Below are 18,759 nucleotides of genomic sequence, written 5' to 3' on the forward strand. Positions count from 1 at the left end.
TGCTCAAAGATTTCCTTCAGATGTCTCTAGATAGCCGAAGTAAAGCTTTCGCTTTTCCTCATCCTCCTGCGCTTCAGCGAGCGCTGCTGCGATTCTTGCTTTGACTTTGAGGTAGTCATCGTCACTAGCAGGCTCGCGCGCCTCTTCAATTGTCGCTTCCACGGCTGTCACACGCTTGTGTGCTGGTTCAGGCTTAAACAAAGTGATGGCATTCGTTTTCCTTTCATTGGTGGTTGCCGCGCGCCGTTACATCCACGGTCGCGCGGTGGTGGGGTTGGTAATTGAAAGCCACGGATGCGGCTGACTTCGAGGAGAACGGCTCTTTCCTCGAATTGCTTGCCGGTCTCGGAACTACGGCCCGCCGTTTCGGTTATCGACCGGACCAGGAGCGGAGACGATGGATTCAGATCGCATAAGCGAAGCCGCAGGGTCGGCTTTGGAGAAAACCCAGGACGCAGCAGGCAAGGTGAGGCAGGCTTTGATGGAAGCGACTCAGCGCCTATCTACGGCATCATCGCAAGCCTACGATCGCGGATACGAATTAGTAGAACAAAGGCCGGGCAGCTCGCTACTTGTGGCTGGTCTCATCGGTTTTGCGCTCGGTGTCCTTGTTACTCGCGGAACGCAACCTCGACGGGATTCCTTGCAGCGGCTTTATGATCGCTACGGCCCTTAGCAACTCGGCCCGAAGCCCGATCGCGACTTCTACTGACTCGCTATCGCCACCAATCAACGACCGCGGCTTAAGGTCTAACGGACACGCGGCGAACTTCGACCGACCGAGTGCGAGGGCAAGCCTGATTTTGATATCTCTCACCTTGTAGGGATCGTGCGGGCCGCGTTGCAGTTCTATGCCCTGTCGAAACAAAGAAACTGCCTCTGGCGTTAGATGCGCGGAGCGACGGCGCCTATTCTTGCGTATTCGAACGGGCATCAGCACGGATCCCCGAATTGCTCGAATCCCCAGCAGGCGTACTGAGAACCATTCGGGTGCTCGGCGTGCCACCTGGCCATGATTTGCGCCCCGTAGAGCTTCCACGCGCTGCGCGCCGCCTCCAGTTCGGGCTGGCCATGCCTGTCGAGTTCGCAGAGACCGTCCAGATCCCCTGTGCAAGGCCACCCCATTTCGAGTGCCCATTCCCAGTCATCAAAAGTGCCAGTGTCGCGCCGCCTGTTACGCCGTCTCCGCACCGGCATTATCGTCGCGCTCCGTAATCAGGTGTGCGAGGCGAGCGCGGCGCTTCTGGACCGTCGACGCCGTCGAGCGCAAGCTCACGCAGCAAACGGGCGAAACCGATACGGCTGTCGCGCTCAATGGCAACCTCTGGTCGAGGTTTTGGGCTTCCGAAGCGATCAATGAACGTCATTCCATCGCTCTCGATAATTTCACGTGCCTGTTGCCCGCGATCCCAGGCCTCTGCCGCGAGCGTCAGCAATCGGACGTGGTGCGGATCTAGATCGAAGTCGGCAATTACGGAGCGCCACCACTTTGCAGTCGGCGGCCGAAGGTGCGAAGGAGGTTTTGGTGAAGTCACATAGGTCTCCAGATTTTTGTTTAACCGGGGCAAGGCGCACGAGTGTTGTTGGGAGGCGCCGGTAGTTAGCATCGCAACCTGGAAGGCCATCGGACACCCCTCTACCCCACCCCATCAACCCGCCTGACACGAGAAACGCGCAACAGAGCCTCACATCCCTGATCGTCAGTGAATGCGATCAAAAACATCGGCGAATGCTCGTCGTCAGTAACACCGATGACGGTACAGTCAGTCCAGGCGCCGCCGCACTTGAACTCTGCGGGATAGCTAGCTACGGGGATCATACCGCGATCCCCCGCTTGCGCATCTTTTCCCGCATGCGACGTTGGGCCGCGAGATTGTTGTCGGAGCGGAGCGATGCCGACGTGCTTTCGTAGGCTGGGAATGCGGTCAGGGTTAGCTCAAAAAGATCAACGTCCGTGATCGTCCTCAACGGCAGTCGATCTCCACCATCATCCCACTTTTCTGCACGTACTCTAAATCCGAACGAGCATCCTTTCACATCCTGCCTGCCAACCGTGCCGAGCGCGGTCTGCCCCTCAGGCGTCGTCGGATCGACCTGGAGCGAAAAATATAAGCCTGCTCGATCCTCACGGAGAGACAGCGTCGTCGGGGTGCGACCCAGCACCCTGCCGGAGTCGTGATCGAGCAACATCACAACATCTGGCTTTTCTTTTAGGGTTCTGGTGAAAGCTCCGGGAGCAATCCTCTCTCGGAATTCGCCGGCAATCACAGTCTCGTCGTTAAATCGCACAGCAAAACCACTAATCACATTATCAGCCACGCGATTTTGCCTCCGCGGCGTCCAGGCGAGCCTCTCGCTTACCAAGCCTCGACTTCGACCGTAGCTCGCGGGCGATATCGATCGGGTCAGTGTTCGCGTATGTTGCTGGCTTTCCGGGAAGTTTGATGTGCCGTTTACTTTTCTGGCGCTTCTCTCGGGTGTTCTCGGCTTTTTCAAACATAACCAGCCTCCTTCGCCGCGCGCAGATAACGATCGAGATGACCATCGTGCCGATCACCGCAGAAGGTCGGTTGCATCGGGACGAGATGCGTCCACGCGATGTCGTTGGCGATAAAATCGTCGAGCAACGACTCGTAATCTTCACGCGCTACCCGCAGCGCAGTCACAGCGGCGACCATTGCTTTGACGCGACGGGTGTATTCGGGCCTAACCGCGGCGCATACCGCCACCGAGGCTGGACCACGAGCTTCTGCCAGTCTGCGGCGGATTATTTCCAATGCATCCTCCAGATCCCGCTCGGCACTACGGATCTCCGCTAGGCGCTTGTGCAAGAGCGTGTCGGTTTCTGGATCGTCACCGAGAATCTCTGCAACTCTCTGCGACGTGCGGTGCGTTGGCGCGGGAAGCGCTTTGATCTGCCTTTCCACTTCGCGGCGTTCTTCGCGTAAGGCGGATTGCCGCTCCAGCAGAGCGGATCGCTTGGCAACGAGCGCTGCATATTCCGGGCTCGATTCCAAGCTCGGTACTTCGAATGTCTCGGCTGATTTTTTCTTCGTAACTGGCATCAAAACAGATCCTTCATCAAATTTACAAACGCCTCACCTCGCACAACGCCCGCAATACGATGCGGTGCCTGCTGATGCGAAGCCAACTCTCCGGGCAGCACGAACCTGGTTACTGTGCCTTCTGGACTATGGGCGGATAGCTCTCTCCATCCATGCACGAATTCGAAGCGGTGGTTGCGAACATCTTCGAACGACTCGGCGTCACCGGATGTAACCATTAGGGCCTCGACAGTAAGATATTCGAGGGCAGACCGCGGAATGGAGTCTGGCGCATCGGCAGACAGGACAGCGCCGCCGGGCGTCATTGCGCTGTAGGCGCGGGCGTGATCGACGGCCTCGTGCAACATTGGAGCCGACATCAAGACAGCAAGGAGCAAGCAGGCATCGCGTTGGTCCAATTCCGGTGGCACGCCGGGCGCGCCGGATGGTAATAGCCCGGCTTCTTGAAGTCTCCGCGAGACGCCGGTGCTCCTACTGCGTGGGAATCCGATATGCGTCTGGATGGAATCGAGCACGCGATTCAATGTGGCCATGTGGCCGTGATCCTTTCAGATTTAGGTGTTGCGAGTTGAAGGGTAAATGAGAGACCGGCCGCGCTGCCGGAAAAAGGTGACGCGGGAGTTGAACCTGCGCCGAAGTTGTCACGTCACGTCGAGGGCAACGTGATGCCCTACATATAAATACGGTCCAACACTCCGACCGAGGGACGTCAGGCTGCCATTTTTTCTTCGAGGCAAGCCAACACCATCAACGCGGCGTCCTGCGCGGCCACAGCTTTACGCTCCGCCTGTTTGGTTTGGCCCCAGCCCATCGCCTGGGCGATCTCGCGTGCCGTCATGCCAGCGATGCTAAGGTCCAGCACCTTCGCGTGTTCACTTAGAGCCGCGTCGATACGCGGAGCGTCAATCGTCTCTACAATCTGCCGCTCGACAAGATCATGACCACCGTCCACGCCGCCCTGCATTGCGCGCGGGTTGCTATGAACGCGAAACGACAAGAACTCAGCGCCCTTGGCGATCACTGTAACGTGCCGTGGAATCCTACAGGCTGGATAGAGTCCGGCATTATTCCAAGCCTCATCAAACGAATGACGACCACCGACGCCGATCCGATCGATATCTCGCCTGTTGTCATTCGCTACGCCCATGGCTTGGACCCAATGCGCGGCGCGCAACCTACGGAAGTCCTCGCCATAACTCGGCACGGTACTGCGCTGGAATTTTTCCGGAAAGGCACCGCTTCCGCGAATACTGAGATGCCGCGCACTGTCTTCCTGACGTTCCTGTTCGGATTTCCGCCGCTTGCCCTTTGGTTGGCGGAAAAGTTCCGCGGTGTCATGCCAGCGATTATCTGAACCGCGCCATTCGGTAATAGCGCCCTTGGAATCGAACCGCAGGCGGGCACGCATTGGCGCGTCCAGATCCTGCGGTGTAATCGGGCCATAGCCGTCGCGGGCGCCGATAGCGTCCTTCGCGGCGAGCCGAACCATCTCGTCTGGAGATGGCCTCAACTCGACGACGCGATCTGGCAGAGGCTTGCCTCCAACTTCAGGAAGATTGGACTCGGCGGAAAGCCAAGTTGGGACCGATACAACGGTGCCGTGGCGAATGAGCCGCTTCAGGTCCTCTTCACGACCGGCGCGGGCGAGCCTAATTGCGAGCGGAAGCGCCGCGGTGGTTTTGCGCGGAGTGTTGTCATTATCATTCATGTTGGTTCTCGACGTGACGTGTTGACGTGCTGGCTGCTTGTGCGGATCTCGTTGCTTGTCGGCCGTCTGCGCGGCCTGGAGGGGCGGTTTCACTCTCTCCAGCGATCGGTCCCTTCCACCGGTCCTCCGATTCCTGCCGCCGTTCCACCATTCCAAATCATCTTTTGAGACACACTCAGAAGGCGTGAAAACAGAAGAAAAGGAGGATGATTTGGAATATTGGAATGAGAGAGATTTTTGTGTCTAACTATATATCTCTCTTAAAGAATCCCATTCCAAAGGCGTTGGAACGAAATGGAATGAGCTGGAATGGCGTCGCATTTTTCAGGCTTGCCATTCCAAAATTCCAATCCCGTTCCAACGCCATTCCAACCGTTTTGGAACGAGATTACGCGCCGTTCCACTTCAGTTTGCTGCCTCGTCCAACCATCGGCCGGCCAGACATGTCCATCACTTCACCGGACTGCGTAAGCCAAAGAACTGCTTGCTGAAGCTCGCGCATGTCAGAACCTGAGATGCCCTTACGCACCATCAACTTTGAGAGCGGCAAGGTGTAATCTTTAGCCTCTCGAAGGGCAGCTACGATTGCCTTGCGTAGGGCTTCCGCTGGTGACGCATGCATATGCTTTGCTGCACCCGACGTGACCAATTCAATCGAGGCATGAACGATTGCCCATCCCCACTCCACATCCGCAACCGAAATCAACGGCTGGGCTGGATTGCGGCTAATGGCGCGAATAGTTGCCAGCCTCACCGTATTCTCTGCAGCACGCCCGTTGATATTGCGTTCCGTTTCATTCCACGCTTCATGGTGCTGCCAGGTGAAAACATCGCCCCACCGACGATAGGCGTCACCGTCCTCTCCATCTTCGAACTCGACGACTATTTTTCCCACGCCGAGCATGTTCGCTGGCTTAGGGAAATGCTTCACCGCGGCCTGCAATGCTTCAACCAGTGTTTCTGGTGGAGCGTTATGGCGGTGGAGCTTTGGAGGCGCGATATCTGTCGGCGGACTTCCGGTTACGAACACAAACCGATTGATAAATCCGTCCGATATGGAGCGCTCCGAAAGTCCGGCATATAAAGTCTCCGGCGTTGTCATGCCTAGAACAGTGAGCGCAGGGCCTTTAATAGGCGAATCGTCCTTCTTGGTTTCACTGGAAGCATAGATTCGACCGTCGAACACCGAGTTTGCTTGGTCGTAGATGGCAAGCAGGAACTTGCGGATTGACGCGGCAGGCGCGGATGCGTGCCGTCCATTGACGTCCTGAAGGGTGACCCCGAATTCGTCGAATACGACAACTGTCGACGGATTCTTCCGAAGGATGCGCTCGATGGCGGCGTAGCTCGTAGGGTCGCCGTTTGTAACGGCGCCAGGCTTGCCAGCCTTCATTGCGATAGCACGGATAGCTTTCGGTGGATGACCTTTGCCTCCTGCCGTCTCTAGCAGGGTTGTTGCGAACATATTGAGGCCTGACAACGTCGGCCCGAGTGCGCGGTCGCCGAACATTCCTCCAATCAATGCTACGGCCGAAACCATCGATAATTCAGGCACGGGCACAATCGCGGTTGATGTAATCCAGCGCGCGACGTCAGCTAACAATCCGCCTGCCGACTCTGGCGCCATCGGGTCTGCCATCATTGCTGGCGGCGCGGGCAAGTCGCGCACGTCCTGCGGCGCATTGTCGTTGGCAGCAGTCGGCATGCCATAGACCGACACTTGCCATTCGAGGATGTCGCCCAAGCCGAGGTCGCGAAAGATAATAGACCGCCCAACCTGCTCATCGCCAGGAGGACCGCTCAGCTGCCAAACGACCGGAGCTTCACCACGGCCCAGATGTGGCGCTAGAAACACCGCGAACCTGCTTTCCTCGGCGCAGCCGTCCACATAGTCGACGAGCACAAACCAACGCTCGACCTCGGCGAACGTCTCTGGCACATCGTCATGGGCTGGCTTTATGTACTCTCCGCCCCGAAGCCGCTTCGCGTTCCAGTCTACGCCGCCGCGCTTGTGGAGCGGAGCCAGCCGGATGACTCCGCCAAGTGTATCGGCGAACAGGAAGTACAGCTCCGCAATACGCGAGATGTCTTTCGTTTCGAACATCTCTCGGAACGAAGGCGAGCTTTCGTCGGTGGAAGTGGATTCAGCGTGAAGTGCGGTCATGCCGGCTATCGCCCTTCCCCGAGAGAACCAAATCCGAGATCTTCTTCGCCGCTTCTGGAGAAAAAGTCGCATTGCGCGCAAGCACGCTGTCCGCAGTGATTTTGATTTTGTGGAGCCGAACGCCGTCGGTAACCTCGACTGACGCGCGCACGACATCGGGCGCGCCCGGAATGGGCGGCCACACGGATAGAAGTTTCACTTTTAGGATTCCTGGTTATTTTCGGGATGCACTCGGCAGTTGGTAGGGCCGATCGTGCTGGTAGTTAGGCGGCCTTTGTGACCGGTACCCACATTTGAACCAGCCGTCGCAATTTTTTGCGCGGCCTCATTCGGCTGGAGTTGTGTCCAGCTAAGGCGCCACATCGGCGTCCGTCAGACTGTGTAGAAAATAAAGGCCGGGATGACTTCGAGGTAGGCAATCGCCAAAATTCCCTATGGGAAACAATACGACTGAAATTGCCTAACCTCTGCCTTAAGTACCGATAATCATTGAATAAAATCAATCCTGCCGGGATCGCCACCCTGTTTTTTTCCACGCTGTTTTTTATCGTCCTCCTGTTCTTTTTGTTTGTTTTCGTTGCGACATGAGCTTTCCACGGCCATGGAACCGCAGGCTATCAGAGCTATAGGCTATAAACCGGATAATTCGCCATCGCCCGTCATCCTCTTTTCGAAAGACATCAAGGCCGGTTTCTTTGCTGATCAGATCGCCGGGATCTATCTTCAGGGTCCAGTCCAGCCGGACAACCGCGATGGTTCTGTCAACGATGATCTCTTTGACGTCGAGGACATAGCGGAATGTCCGTTGGGGATCATCGAGCGCCTTGTTGATCGTTGCGCAACGCGTTTCGTAGCCCGCCTGACCTTGACCCTGAACGTCGGAAACCAGTGATTTCGAGAACAGGTCGCAGGCTCCGGACTTGTCTCTCCTATTGAAGCTGGCTGTCCATTGTTGCAGGCGCGTTCTGATATCGGTCGCGTCATCGGCGATGGCAACCGCACAGTAAAACTGGAGTGCGAGGATTGGGCAGAGAAAATTGAGCCAGATATTGGCGTTTCTCTTCATGGCGACCTCTGCGAAATCGTCACGACGGCGGCGGAGTTTACCAGATCAGGTGCGCAGGATCGCAGGTTGCCGGTTCATTCGAGGCCGGAACCGTGGCCATGCCTAGAACGGAATATCGTCGTCCATGTCGCTGCGGCGGGCGCCGGCCGCAACGGCGCGGCGCGGGCCGCCGGATGAGCCTCCCGATCCGAAATCGCCGCCGCCGGAGTCATCCGATCCGAAGTTACCCCCGCTTCCGCCGCTGTTGCGGCCATCGAGCATCGTCAGCGCCGAGTTGAAATTCTGCAGCACCACTTCGGTGGAGTATTTTTCGACGCCGTTCTGATCGGTCCATTTGCGGGTCTGCAACTGGCCCTCGACGTAGACTTTCGATCCCTTTTTCAGATACTGCTCCGCAATCTTGCAGAGGCCCTCGTTGAAAATCACGACGCGGTGCCACTCGGTTTTCTCCTTGCGCTCGCCGCTGGTCCTGTCGCGCCAGCTTTCGGAGGTGGCGATCCGCAGGTTGGCGATCGGCCGGCCGTCCTGGGTCCGCTTGATTTCAGGATCGGCGCCGAGATTGCCGATCAGAATGACCTTGTTCACGCTCCCAGCCATCGCCGTTCTCCAAATTCAGCACGGATAGACGCCGCCGGTTCAACCCCGGCCGTTGGGCATCTTTGGGCAACCCTACACTCTCTGTCGCAGCACCGGGACGATCAATCCGCCCGTTATCCACCGGTCGAATATATATTGTTCCACGTTTGTTCTCAAGAGCGGCAGCATCACGATCCGATCGGAGCACGGATGTGCCGCCGTGGAGGTGGATTTTTTGCGCTTCGGAGCGGATCGATTTGCGCCGGACTGTGGCATTTGAGCGACGGCATTTTGTCGCACACGGGTATATAGAATTTAGCGAAATTAAGATCGCCCGCCAAGGTTGCAGGCCTGAAGTCTATAGAAACAAAGCAGAAGTCCGGGGAAGCACAATGAACAAGTTACTGATCGGGGCAGTCGGAGCTCTCGTCATCGGTTTCGGTGCCGCGCCTGCCTCCGCAGCCGACCTCGCTCCGCGTCATTATACAAAAGCTCCCCCGATGATTGCCGCGATCTACGACTGGAGCGGCTTCTACATCGGTGCGAACGGCGGCTGGGGATCGGCGCACGATCATCGTTTCAACGCGGCCGGAGTCAACCTCGGTTCCTACGACGCCGACGGCGGCGTCGCCGGCGGGCAAATCGGCTATCGCTGGCAGACCGGCAGTTGGGTGTTAGGTCTGGAAGCGCAAGGCGACTGGGCGGACCTGAGCGCCCGTACGCAAAACCTCAACAATACGGCGAACCAGATCGCCTCGAAACTGGATGCTTTCGGTCTGTTCACCGGTCAGGTCGGGTATGCGTGGAATAGCGCGCTGCTCTATGCCAAGGGCGGCGCGGCGGTGGTGGACCAGGGCTTCGACTTCATCTCTAACGCCACGGGCGCCAAGACCGCATCGAGCGGTACCGACACCCACTGGGGAGCAACGATCGGTGCGGGCGTCGAAGTCGGCATCGCCCCGAACTGGTCGGTCGCCTTTGAATACGATCATATCTTCCTGGATCGCCACGATGCCAACTTCACGACGGCGGCAGGCACTCCCTCCGCCGGAAATCCTTACCGTACGGGTGGCGACGTGGACCTGGTCACCGCGCGCATCAATTATCGTTGGGGCGGCCCGGCTATTGCGCGGTACTGATCTCGTCGATCTTCTTCTCTCGAAAAACTATTGAAGGCCGGCCTTTCCGCCGGCCTTTTGTTTTGCATTGGCGGTATCTTTGTGCAGCCGCAGGCGCACCGCTAGAGAGCGTTTTCAAGCGAAACGGCTAACGGTTCGCGTGAAGAAAACGCGTCAAATCAAAAACACGGAGTCCCGCTTCTGATTCCATCAGAAGCGGAAAGGCTTTAAGAGCCTGTTTGAAAAGTTTGCTTTCCGGGTGTCCCGGGCGCGCTGCGGCACGACGAGACGCTGCGCAGACCCGGGATCGTTGCAGAAAACCTCGCGAAAGACCCCGGCTTAGCAGCGCACCGTTTCACGCTGCGCTGCGTTCGGGGAACGGCCGGGAGATGCCCGGTGACTTTCCAAACAGACTCTAAGAATGGCGGCCCTGCTGATGCGGCAAGGCCATCGCGTGACGAAATCGTTGATGGTCGCTGCAACCCTCTGGAAATCACCCGCCGTTCTATCTACGTTCCACGGATAGCCATTACATGGCGCCAGCCGGAACCCGGTCCGGTGCGGCGCTCCCGAACGCGGCGCGATTTTCGCGTCCCGGAAAAAGCCCGTCATGGACGAAGTCATCAAGGCCAAGCGGCAACAAGCAGTTTCCGCCACGCGCGCCATCACGATCCGCGGCGCGCGCGAACACAACCTGAAGAACGTCGATCTGGAAATCCCGCGCGACAAGCTGGTGGTGTTCACCGGCCTGTCCGGCTCCGGCAAGTCGTCGCTCGCATTCGACACCATCTACGCCGAGGGCCAGCGCCGCTATGTCGAGTCGCTGTCGGCCTACGCACGCCAGTTCCTGGAGATGATGCAGAAGCCGGATGTCGATCAGATCGACGGGCTGTCGCCGGCGATCTCCATCGAGCAGAAGACCACGTCGAAAAACCCGCGCTCCACCGTCGGCACCGTCACCGAGATCTACGACTACATGCGGCTGTTGTGGGCGCGCGTCGGCGTGCCCTATTCGCCCGCGACCGGCCTGCCGATCGAAAGCCAGACGGTGTCGCAGATGGTCGACCGCGTGCTGGCGCTGCCCGAAGGCACGCGGCTCTATCTGCTGGCGCCGGTGGTGCGCGGCCGCAAGGGCGAATACCGAAAGGAACTGGCGGAGTATCTCAAGAAGGGGTTTCAGCGCGTCAAGATCGACGGCGCGTTTCACGAACTCGCTGACGCCCCGGCGCTCGACAAGAAGTTTCCGCATGACGTCGACGTGGTGGTCGACCGCATCGTGGTGCGGCCGGACATCGGCCAGCGGCTGGCGGAAAGTTTCGAGACCGCGCTGAAGCTCGCCGAGGGACTGGCCGTGGTGGAATTCGCCGATGCCCCTCCATCATCACCGGGCCGCACCGAAGATGCGAGACCCGGTGATTCATCATCTTCCAAAGAGAAGGATGGCCGGGTCAGGTCCGGCCATGACGAGAAGAAAAAGGTCGCCAAAATTCACGACAAGAGCGGCCCCGAACGCATCCTGTTCTCTGAAAGGTTCGCGTGCCCGGTGTCCGGCTTCACGATTCCCGAGATCGAGCCGCGACTGTTCTCGTTCAACAATCCCTACGGCGCCTGTCCGAAATGCGGCGGTCTTGGCGTCGAGCAGCATGTCGATGAAAACCTCGTCATTCCGGACAGGGAGCTGACGCTGCGCAAGGGCGCGATTGCGCCGTGGGCAAGGTCGTCCTCACCTTACTATCTGCAAACCCTGACCGCGCTCGGCAAGTTCTACAAGTTCACGCTGGACACCAAGTGGAAGGACCTGCCGAAAAAGACGCAGGTCGCGCTGCTGCACGGCTCAGGCGATGACGAGATCAAGTTTTCCTATGAAGACGGCGTGCGCTCCTACGATACCAAAAAGCCGTTCGAAGGCGTCATCACCAATATCGACCGCCGCTATCGCGAGACCGAAAGCGAATGGGCGCGCGAGGAACTGGGCAAGTATTTTTCCGACGTGCCGTGCGACGCCTGCAAGGGTTATCGGCTGAAGCCGGAGGCGTTGTGGGTCAGGATCGGCGGCAAGCACGTCGGCGAGATCAGCGAGTTGTCGGTGCGTCACGCCGGCGAATGGTTCGAGACCGTGCCGGACATGCTGTCGCCGCAACAGAACGAGATCGCCGGCCGCGTGCTCAAGGAGATCCACGAGCGGCTGTCGTTCCTGCTCGACGTCGGCCTCAACTATCTGACGCTGTCGCGGGCGTCGGGCACGCTGTCGGGGGGCGAGAGCCAGCGCATCCGCCTCGCCTCGCAGATCGGTTCGGGTCTGACCGGCGTGCTCTACGTGCTGGATGAGCCTTCCATCGGTCTGCACCAGCGCGACAACGCGCGACTGCTCGACACGCTGAAGCGGCTGCGCGACCTCGGCAACACCGTGATCGTGGTCGAGCATGACGAGGACGCCATCCGTCTTGCCGATCATGTGCTCGATATCGGCCCGGGAGCCGGAATGCACGGCGGACACATCGTGGCGCAGGGCACGCCAGCAGACATTATGAAGAATCCGAAGTCGCTGACCGGAAAATATCTGACCGGCGAACTGGCGGTCGACATTCCGGAACGGCGGCCGCCGAACCATCGCCGCACCATCAAGGTGGTGAACGCGCGCGGCAACAATCTGAAGAACGTCACCGCGGAAATTCCGCTCGGCCTGTTCACCTGCATCACCGGCGTGTCCGGCGGCGGCAAGTCGACGCTGCTGATCGATACGCTCTACAGGGCGATCGCGCGCAAGCTCAACCACGCCAGCGAGGGCGCAGCGCCCCATGATCGCATCGAAGGGCTGGAGCACATCGACAAGATCATCGACATCGACCAGTCGCCGATCGGCCGCACGCCGCGTTCCAACCCCGCGACCTACACCGGCGCCTTCACGCCGATCCGCGAATGGTTCGCGGGGCTCCCCGAGGCTAAGGCGCGCGGTTACGCGCCGGGCCGCTTCTCGTTCAACGTCAAGGGCGGCCGCTGCGAGGCGTGCCAGGGCGACGGCGTCATCAAGATCGAGATGCACTTCCTGCCGGACGTTTACGTGACCTGCGACACCTGCAAGGGCAAGCGTTATAACCGCGAGACGCTTGAGGTGCTGTTCAAGGGCAAGTCGATCTCGGACGTGCTCGACATGACGGTCGAGGAAGCCGCCGAATTCTTCAAGGCGGTGCCGCGGGTGCGCGAAACCTTCAAGACGCTGCAGCGCGTCGGCCTCGACTATATTCATGTGGGGCAGCAGGCCACCACCCTGTCAGGCGGCGAGGCGCAGCGCGTCAAGCTCGCCAAGGAATTGGCCAAGCGCGCGACCGGCCGCACTCTCTATATTCTCGACGAACCCACCACCGGCCTGCACTTCCACGACGTGAAAAAACTTCTGGAGGTGCTGCACGAACTGGTGGCGCAAGGAAACACCGTCGTCGTCATCGAGCACAATCTCGAGGTCATCAAGACCGCGGATTGGGTGATCGACCTCGGCCCCGAGGGCGGAGACGGCGGCGGCGAGATCGTCGCCTGGGGATCGCCCGAAGATATCGTGAAAGCGCCGCGAAGCTATACGGGGAAGTTTTTGATGCCGGTGCTGAAGAAAGCGGGAAAGCCGAAGCGGCGTGATGCGAGCGAGGCGGCGGAATAACGCCAAACGAGCCTGTCGATCGACCAGGTTCATCACCGGGTGGTATTGGCATCCGGCAAATACCGAGATCCATTGCTTGCTTCGACGAGACCCCAGCGAGAGAGCCGGATGACAACTCCGTAACTCCGATCGTGGAACTTGCCTTGCATTGCAACGTTGGAATCCGAGGCTCGATACGTCGAAATCACGATACGGAGTTGAAAATATGTTCAGTTTCAAACCAGTATTAGCCGCGGCCGCCATTGCTTTTGCGGTCCCGCTGGCCGTGACCTCTCCCAGCTTTGCGCAGGGGCCAAGGGCTCACGGATCTCACGCCATGGGCGGAGGCCACATGGGCCACGGAGGTGGTGGCCCCCACATGGGCATGCACATGGGTGGCGGACACATGCACATGGGTGGCCACATGGGTGGCGGCTGGCGGCATATGGCCAGCGGCGGCTGGCATGGCGGTGGTTGGCATGGCGGTGGTTGGCATGGCGGTGGCGGCCACTGGCATGGCGGGCATCGCCATGGCGGTGGTTTCTTTCCAGGTTTCCTCGCGGGTTCGGCGATCGGGTTCGGAAGTGCGTTCGCCAGTCCCTATTACTACGATGACCCCTATGGGTATTATGATTCCTATGGCTATTACGACGATAGTCCGACTTTCGAGGTCATTCCCAGCGGCGGCGACGACGTCGCGTATTGCCAGCGGCGATTCAAGTCATACGACGTACGCTCGGGAACCTACCTCGGTTACGACGGTCTGCGTCATCCCTGCCCGTGAAACAGAGCGGGGCTCGCTCGCGCTGGCCCGCGGGTAAATCTCGCCTCACGATCCAGGAGCGGTGCCTTGCGCGCCGCTCTTGTCACCTCCTCGCCGCCGAAATCGGCCGCCTGCAATACGGTATGGCGTCGCTGAGCCACCACAGCCACGGGTGCCCCCGCGGATAAGCCTGAGTCGCGGGGGCGCAAGTCATTGCGAACAATAAATACTTGGCCCTGTGAACAGCGTGCGAAGCTGACCCGGGAGCCGGTTCGAAGATTTTTTCGGCTTGGGAATCCCTGAGGACTCACTGATACTTGAGGCACTCCAGACGAGGGCTTGCCCTCTGGTTTTCCCTCGTTTCCCCCATATTTAGTATTTGATTCAGAAACTCGTACTAATCCTTGACGGGCGAGATGGAGTCGGCCTAGCCTCGATCCTGTTCGGCGCGAGCGCGTTGGGGGTCTCGCCGATCGCTTCTGAAGGGTTTCAGAATGGTGGCTTCGTTCGCCTGTCGAGGCAGCGGAGATGGATTTGTCCGCTCTGAAGCGGGGCCCTCCGGGGACGCTAAAAGCCGGGTCTGAACGGCTCGAATTGGGGTGTGAGGCGTTAAGTCCGAGGCGTGGTCGGGCCGCGAGGTTCCGATGCGGCGTCGGGCTGCCAAACAGGGCCGGAATCACCGGCTCGTGCGGGCCGCAAAAAGCCCGAGAATGGAAATCGCCGAAGCCGCGCCGAAGCGGTGACGGGGCAGTTACGGGGCACGACAGCAATGCGATTCGAACGGCGCTATACCAAAGACGGTCAGTCACCCTATGCGGAGATCGATTTCCGGCTGACGACGAGCGAGATCCGCAATCCGGACGGCTCGGTGGTGTTTCGCCTCGAGAATGTGGAGGTGCCGGAATTCTGGTCGCAGGTCGCCTCCGACGTGCTCGCGCAAAAGTATTTCCGCAAAGCGGGCGTCGCGGCGCGCCTGAAGAAAATCGAGGAAGAGACCGTGCCCTCGTGGCTGTGGCGATCGGTGCCCGACACCGACGCGCTCGCCGCCCTCCCCGAGGCCGAGCGCATCGGCGGCGAAACCTCGGCCAAGCAGGTGTTCGATCGGCTTGCCGGCTGCTGGACCTATTGGGGCTGGAAAGGCGGCTACTTCAGTTCGGAAGACGACGCCCGCGCCTTCAATGACGAACTGCGCTACATGCTGGCGCGCCAGATGGTCGCCCCGAACTCGCCGCAGTGGTTCAACACCGGCCTGCACTGGGCCTATGGCATCGACGGTCCCGGCCAGGGCCACTACTACGTCGACTTCAAGACCGGCAAGCTGACCCGGTCGAAGTCCTCCTATGAGCATCCGCAGCCGCACGCCTGCTTCATCCAGGGCATCGAGGACGACCTCGTCAACGAAGGCGGCATCATGGACCTGTGGGTGCGCGAGGCGCGCCTGTTCAAATACGGCTCCGGCACCGGCTCCAACTTCTCGCGGCTGCGCGGCGAAGGCGAGCGCCTTTCCGGCGGCGGCCGTTCCTCGGGCCTGATGAGCTTCCTCAAGATCGGCGACCGAGCCGCGGGCGCGATCAAGTCGGGCGGCACCACGCGCCGCGCCGCCAAGATGGTGGTAGTCGATGCTGATCATCCGGACATCGAGCAGTACATCGACTGGAAGGTGAAAGAGGAGCAGAAGGTCGCCGCGCTCGTCACCGGCTCCAGGATCAACCAGAAGCACCTCAAGGCGGTGATGCGCGCCTGCGTCAACTGCGAGGGCTCGGGCGACGACTGCTTCGTGCCGGAGAAGAACCCGGCGCTTCGCCGCGAGATCAAGCTCGCCCGCCGCGCGCAGGTCCCTGACAACTACATCAAGCGCGTCATCCAGTTCGCCCGGCAAGGCTACAAGGATATCGACTTCCCGGTCTACGACACCGACTGGGACAGCGAAGCCTATCTCACCGTGTCCGGCCAGAACTCCAACAACTCGGTGTCGCTGAAGGACGACTTCCTGCGCGCGGTCGAGACCGACGGCAACTGGAATCTGAAGGGACGCACGAACGGGAAGGTGACGAAGACCCTCAAGGCGCGCGATCTCTGGGAGAAGATCGGCTACGCCGCCTGGGCCTCGGCCGATCCCGGCCTGCACTTCAACACCACGATGAACGACTGGCACACCTGCAAGGCGTCCGGCGATATCCGCGCGTCGAATCCGTGCTCGGAATACATGTTCCTCGACGACACCGCCTGCAATCTGGCCTCGCTGAATCTGCTGACGTTCTATCGCAGCAGCGCCGCGACCGCTGCCACGCTCTCTCCCCCCTTGTGGGGGAGAGGTGGAGAGGGGGGTGAAGCTGCAAACGCCGGCGTCGATGGCTTACCCCCCTCCCTTCCCTCCCCCACAAGGGGGGAGGGAAAAGATCGCGCGTTCGACATCGACGCCTATGAACACACCGTGCGGCTCTGGACCGTGGTGCTGGAAATCTCGGTGCTGATGGCGCAGTTCCCATCCAAGGCGATCGCGGAGCTGTCTTACGAATTCCGCACGCTGGGCCTCGGCTTTGCCAACATCGGCGGCCTGTTGATGACCATGGGCCTGTCCTACGACTCCAAGGAAGGCCGCGCGCTGTGCGGTGCGTTGACCGCGATCATGACCGGCATCGCCTACAAGACCTCCGCCGAGATGGCCGGCGAACTCGGCGCCTTCCCCGGCCACAAGAAAAACGCCGGCCACATGCTGCGCGTGATCCGCAATCACCGCCGCGCCGCGCTCGGTCAAGCTTCCGGCTATGAGGCCCTCGCCGTCAACCCGGTGCCGCTCGACCATGCCTCCTGCCCGCAACCCGACCTCGTCGCCCACGCGACGAAAGCATGGGACGATGCGCTCGCGCTCGGTGAGCAGCACGGCTATCGCAACGCGCAAGTGACGGTGGTCGCGCCGACCGGCACCATCGGCCTGGTGATGGACTGCGACACCACCGGCATCGAACCCGACTTTGCGCTGGTGAAGTTCAAGAAGCTCGCCGGCGGCGGCTATTGGAAGATCATCAATCGCGCCGTGCCGGAAGCCTTGCGCGCGCTCGGCTATCGCGAGAGCGAGATCGCCGAGATCGAAGCCTATGCGGTCGGTCACGGCTCGCTGTCCAACGCCCCCGGCATCAACGTCTCGACGCTGAAGGCCAAGGGCTTCACCGACGAGGCGATCGAGAAAGTGGAGAAGGCGCTGCCGACCGCGTTCGACATCAAGTTCGCCTTCAACAAGTGGACGTTCGGCGAGGACTTCATCCGCGACACGCTCGGCATCGACTCGGAGGCCCTCGCCTCTCCGACTTTCGACCTGCTCGCGGCGGTCGGCTTCACCAGGCGCGAAATCGAGGCGGCCAACGTGCACATCTGCGGCGCGATGACGGTGGAAGGCGCGCCGCATCTCAAGGCCGAGCACTATCCGGTGTTCGACTGCGCCAATCCCTGCGGCAAGATCGGCAAGCGCTATCTGTCGGTAGAAAGTCACATCCGCATGATGGCGGCGGCGCAGCCGTTCATCTCGGGCGCGATCTCGAAAACCATCAACATGCCGAACGACGCCACGGTGGACGATTGCAAGTCGGCCTACTTGCTCTCCTGGAAGCTGGCGCTGAAGGCCAACGCGCTCTATCGCGACGGCTCGAAACTGTCGCAGCCGCTCAACTCGCAGCTCATCGCCGACGATGACGATGACGACGATGCCATCGAGGCACTGCTAGAGAAGCCGATGGCGGCGCGCGCCGCCGCCGTTTCCGAGAAGGTGGTGGAGCGGCTGGTCGAACGCATCATCGTGATGCGCGAGCGCGAGAAGATGCCGGATCGCCGCAAGGGCTACACCCAGAAAGCCGTCGTCGGCGGACATAAAGTTTATCTCCGCACCGGCGAATACGACGACGGACGCCTGGGCGAGATCTTCATCGACATGCACAAGGAAGGCGCGGCGCTGCGCTCCTTCATCAACAACTTCGCCATTGCTGTTTCATTGGGCTTGCAATACGGCGTGCCGCTGGAGGAATATGTCGACGCCTTCACCTTCACCCGCTTCGAGCCCGCGGGGCCGGTGCAGGGTAACGACTCGATCAAATACGCGACCTCGATCCTCGACTATGTGTTCCGCGAACTCGCGGTGAGCTACATGTCGCGCTTCGATCTCGCCCACGTCGATCCCTCGGAGTCCGGCTTCGACGCCATCGGCAAGGGCGTCGTGGAAGGCAAGGAGCCGGAAGGTCAGCCGCAGCAGGCCACCCGCTACGTCTCCAAGGGGCTGACCCGCTCGCGCACCGACAACCTCGTCGTCATGCGCGGCGGTGGGGGTGGAGCTGATATCGCTAACACGGATGCCGTCGCCAAATCTGATCAGCCGAGAATGGGATACTCGGATAGCAAAAGCGAAAACACAGTAACGGCTTTGCGGCTTGAGCCAGAACGTGATCGGTCGCCAACCGAAAAGCTTGAGACACAAGCGCGGAGCAAGTCTGGTTCAGCACAAGCAGCATCCGTGCAGTCTGGGCCTTCAAAAGCCGAACGACGCGCAGAAGCTCAAGCGAAAGGCTATGTCGGCGATATGTGCGCAGAATGCAGCAGCTTTACTTTGGTGAGAAACGGAACTTGTTTAAAATGTGACACTTGCGGTTCAACAACGGGCTGTAGCTAAGGCGACGGACT

13 protein-coding genes are annotated in these 18,759 nt (G+C 60.0%); 4 read left to right on the forward strand and 9 right to left on the reverse strand.

The annotated features are described in order from the left end of the window. Positions 1 to 3: 3 nt before the first annotated feature. The 9 genes from ACMDCM_RS06975 to ACMDCM_RS07015 all read right to left on the reverse strand — a co-directional run bounded on the left by ACMDCM_RS06975 (position 4) and on the right by ACMDCM_RS07015 (position 8,600). Positions 4 to 162 (reverse strand): hypothetical protein, encoded by a 159-nt coding sequence (locus ACMDCM_RS06975; protein ID WP_412772892.1) that lies wholly within the window; start codon positions 160 to 162, stop codon positions 4 to 6. 1,034 nt (positions 163 to 1,196) lie between these two features. After that, positions 1,197 to 1,625, reverse strand: a complete 429-nt coding sequence (locus ACMDCM_RS06980; protein WP_412772893.1) for a hypothetical protein — start codon at positions 1,623 to 1,625, stop codon at positions 1,197 to 1,199. Between the two features lie 190 nt (positions 1,626 to 1,815). Beyond that, a complete protein-coding gene (locus tag ACMDCM_RS06985) occupies positions 1,816 to 2,319 on the reverse strand; it encodes an HK97 family phage prohead protease (protein WP_412772894.1) in 504 nt (167 codons plus the stop codon). Positions 2,320 to 2,492: 173 nt separating this feature from the next. Continuing rightward, on the reverse strand, positions 2,493 to 3,065 hold the full coding sequence (locus tag ACMDCM_RS06990) for a hypothetical protein (protein ID WP_412772895.1): 573 nt from the start codon (positions 3,063 to 3,065) through the stop codon (positions 2,493 to 2,495). Beyond that, complete coding sequence (locus ACMDCM_RS06995; RefSeq protein WP_412772896.1) at positions 3,065 to 3,598, reverse strand: hypothetical protein; 534 nt, start codon at positions 3,596 to 3,598, stop codon at positions 3,065 to 3,067. Before ACMDCM_RS06995 ends, ACMDCM_RS06990 begins: the two co-directional genes overlap by 1 nt. Positions 3,599 to 3,774: 176 nt before the next feature. Further along, positions 3,775 to 4,773, reverse strand: coding sequence for a hypothetical protein (locus ACMDCM_RS07000; RefSeq protein ID WP_412772897.1), 999 nt, complete (start codon positions 4,771 to 4,773; stop codon positions 3,775 to 3,777). 388 nt (positions 4,774 to 5,161) lie between these two features. Then, entirely contained in the window at positions 5,162 to 6,937 is a 1,776-nt protein-coding gene (locus ACMDCM_RS07005) for a DUF3987 domain-containing protein (RefSeq protein ID WP_412772898.1), read from the reverse strand. A gap of 544 nt (positions 6,938 to 7,481) precedes the next feature. Then, complete coding sequence (locus tag ACMDCM_RS07010) at positions 7,482 to 8,003, reverse strand: YybH family protein (protein ID WP_412772899.1); 522 nt, start codon at positions 8,001 to 8,003, stop codon at positions 7,482 to 7,484. Positions 8,004 to 8,105: 102 nt separating this feature from the next. Then, a complete protein-coding gene (locus ACMDCM_RS07015) occupies positions 8,106 to 8,600 on the reverse strand; it encodes a single-stranded DNA-binding protein (RefSeq protein ID WP_412772900.1) in 495 nt (164 codons plus the stop codon). 371 nt (positions 8,601 to 8,971) lie between these two features. Here ACMDCM_RS07015 and ACMDCM_RS07020 point away from each other — a divergent pair, with 371 nt between their 5' ends. The 4 genes from ACMDCM_RS07020 (at position 8,972) to ACMDCM_RS07035 (ending at position 18,748) form a co-directional block, all read left to right on the forward strand. Then, positions 8,972 to 9,718 (forward strand): outer membrane protein, encoded by a 747-nt coding sequence (locus tag ACMDCM_RS07020; RefSeq protein ID WP_412772901.1) that lies wholly within the window; start codon positions 8,972 to 8,974, stop codon positions 9,716 to 9,718. Between the two features lie 589 nt (positions 9,719 to 10,307). Next, positions 10,308 to 13,349 carry an excinuclease ABC subunit UvrA gene (gene uvrA / locus ACMDCM_RS07025; RefSeq protein ID WP_412772902.1) on the forward strand — a complete coding sequence of 1,014 codons (3,042 nt, stop codon included), beginning with the start codon at positions 10,308 to 10,310 and terminating at the stop codon, positions 13,347 to 13,349. Positions 13,350 to 13,680: 331 nt separating this feature from the next. Continuing rightward, the gene (locus ACMDCM_RS07030) at positions 13,681 to 14,112 is read left to right on the forward strand and encodes a BA14K family protein (protein WP_412772903.1); all 432 of its coding nucleotides are present in this window, start codon (positions 13,681 to 13,683) and stop codon (positions 14,110 to 14,112) included. A gap of 748 nt (positions 14,113 to 14,860) precedes the next feature. Beyond that, entirely contained in the window at positions 14,861 to 18,748 is a 3,888-nt protein-coding gene (locus ACMDCM_RS07035; protein ID WP_412772904.1) for an adenosylcobalamin-dependent ribonucleoside-diphosphate reductase, read from the forward strand. The last annotated feature ends 11 nt before the right edge of the window (positions 18,749 to 18,759 follow it).

It is taken from the genome of Nitrobacter sp. (genome assembly GCF_047149785.1).
In the GTDB taxonomy this organism is placed as follows: Bacteria; Pseudomonadota; Alphaproteobacteria; order Rhizobiales; family Xanthobacteraceae; genus Nitrobacter.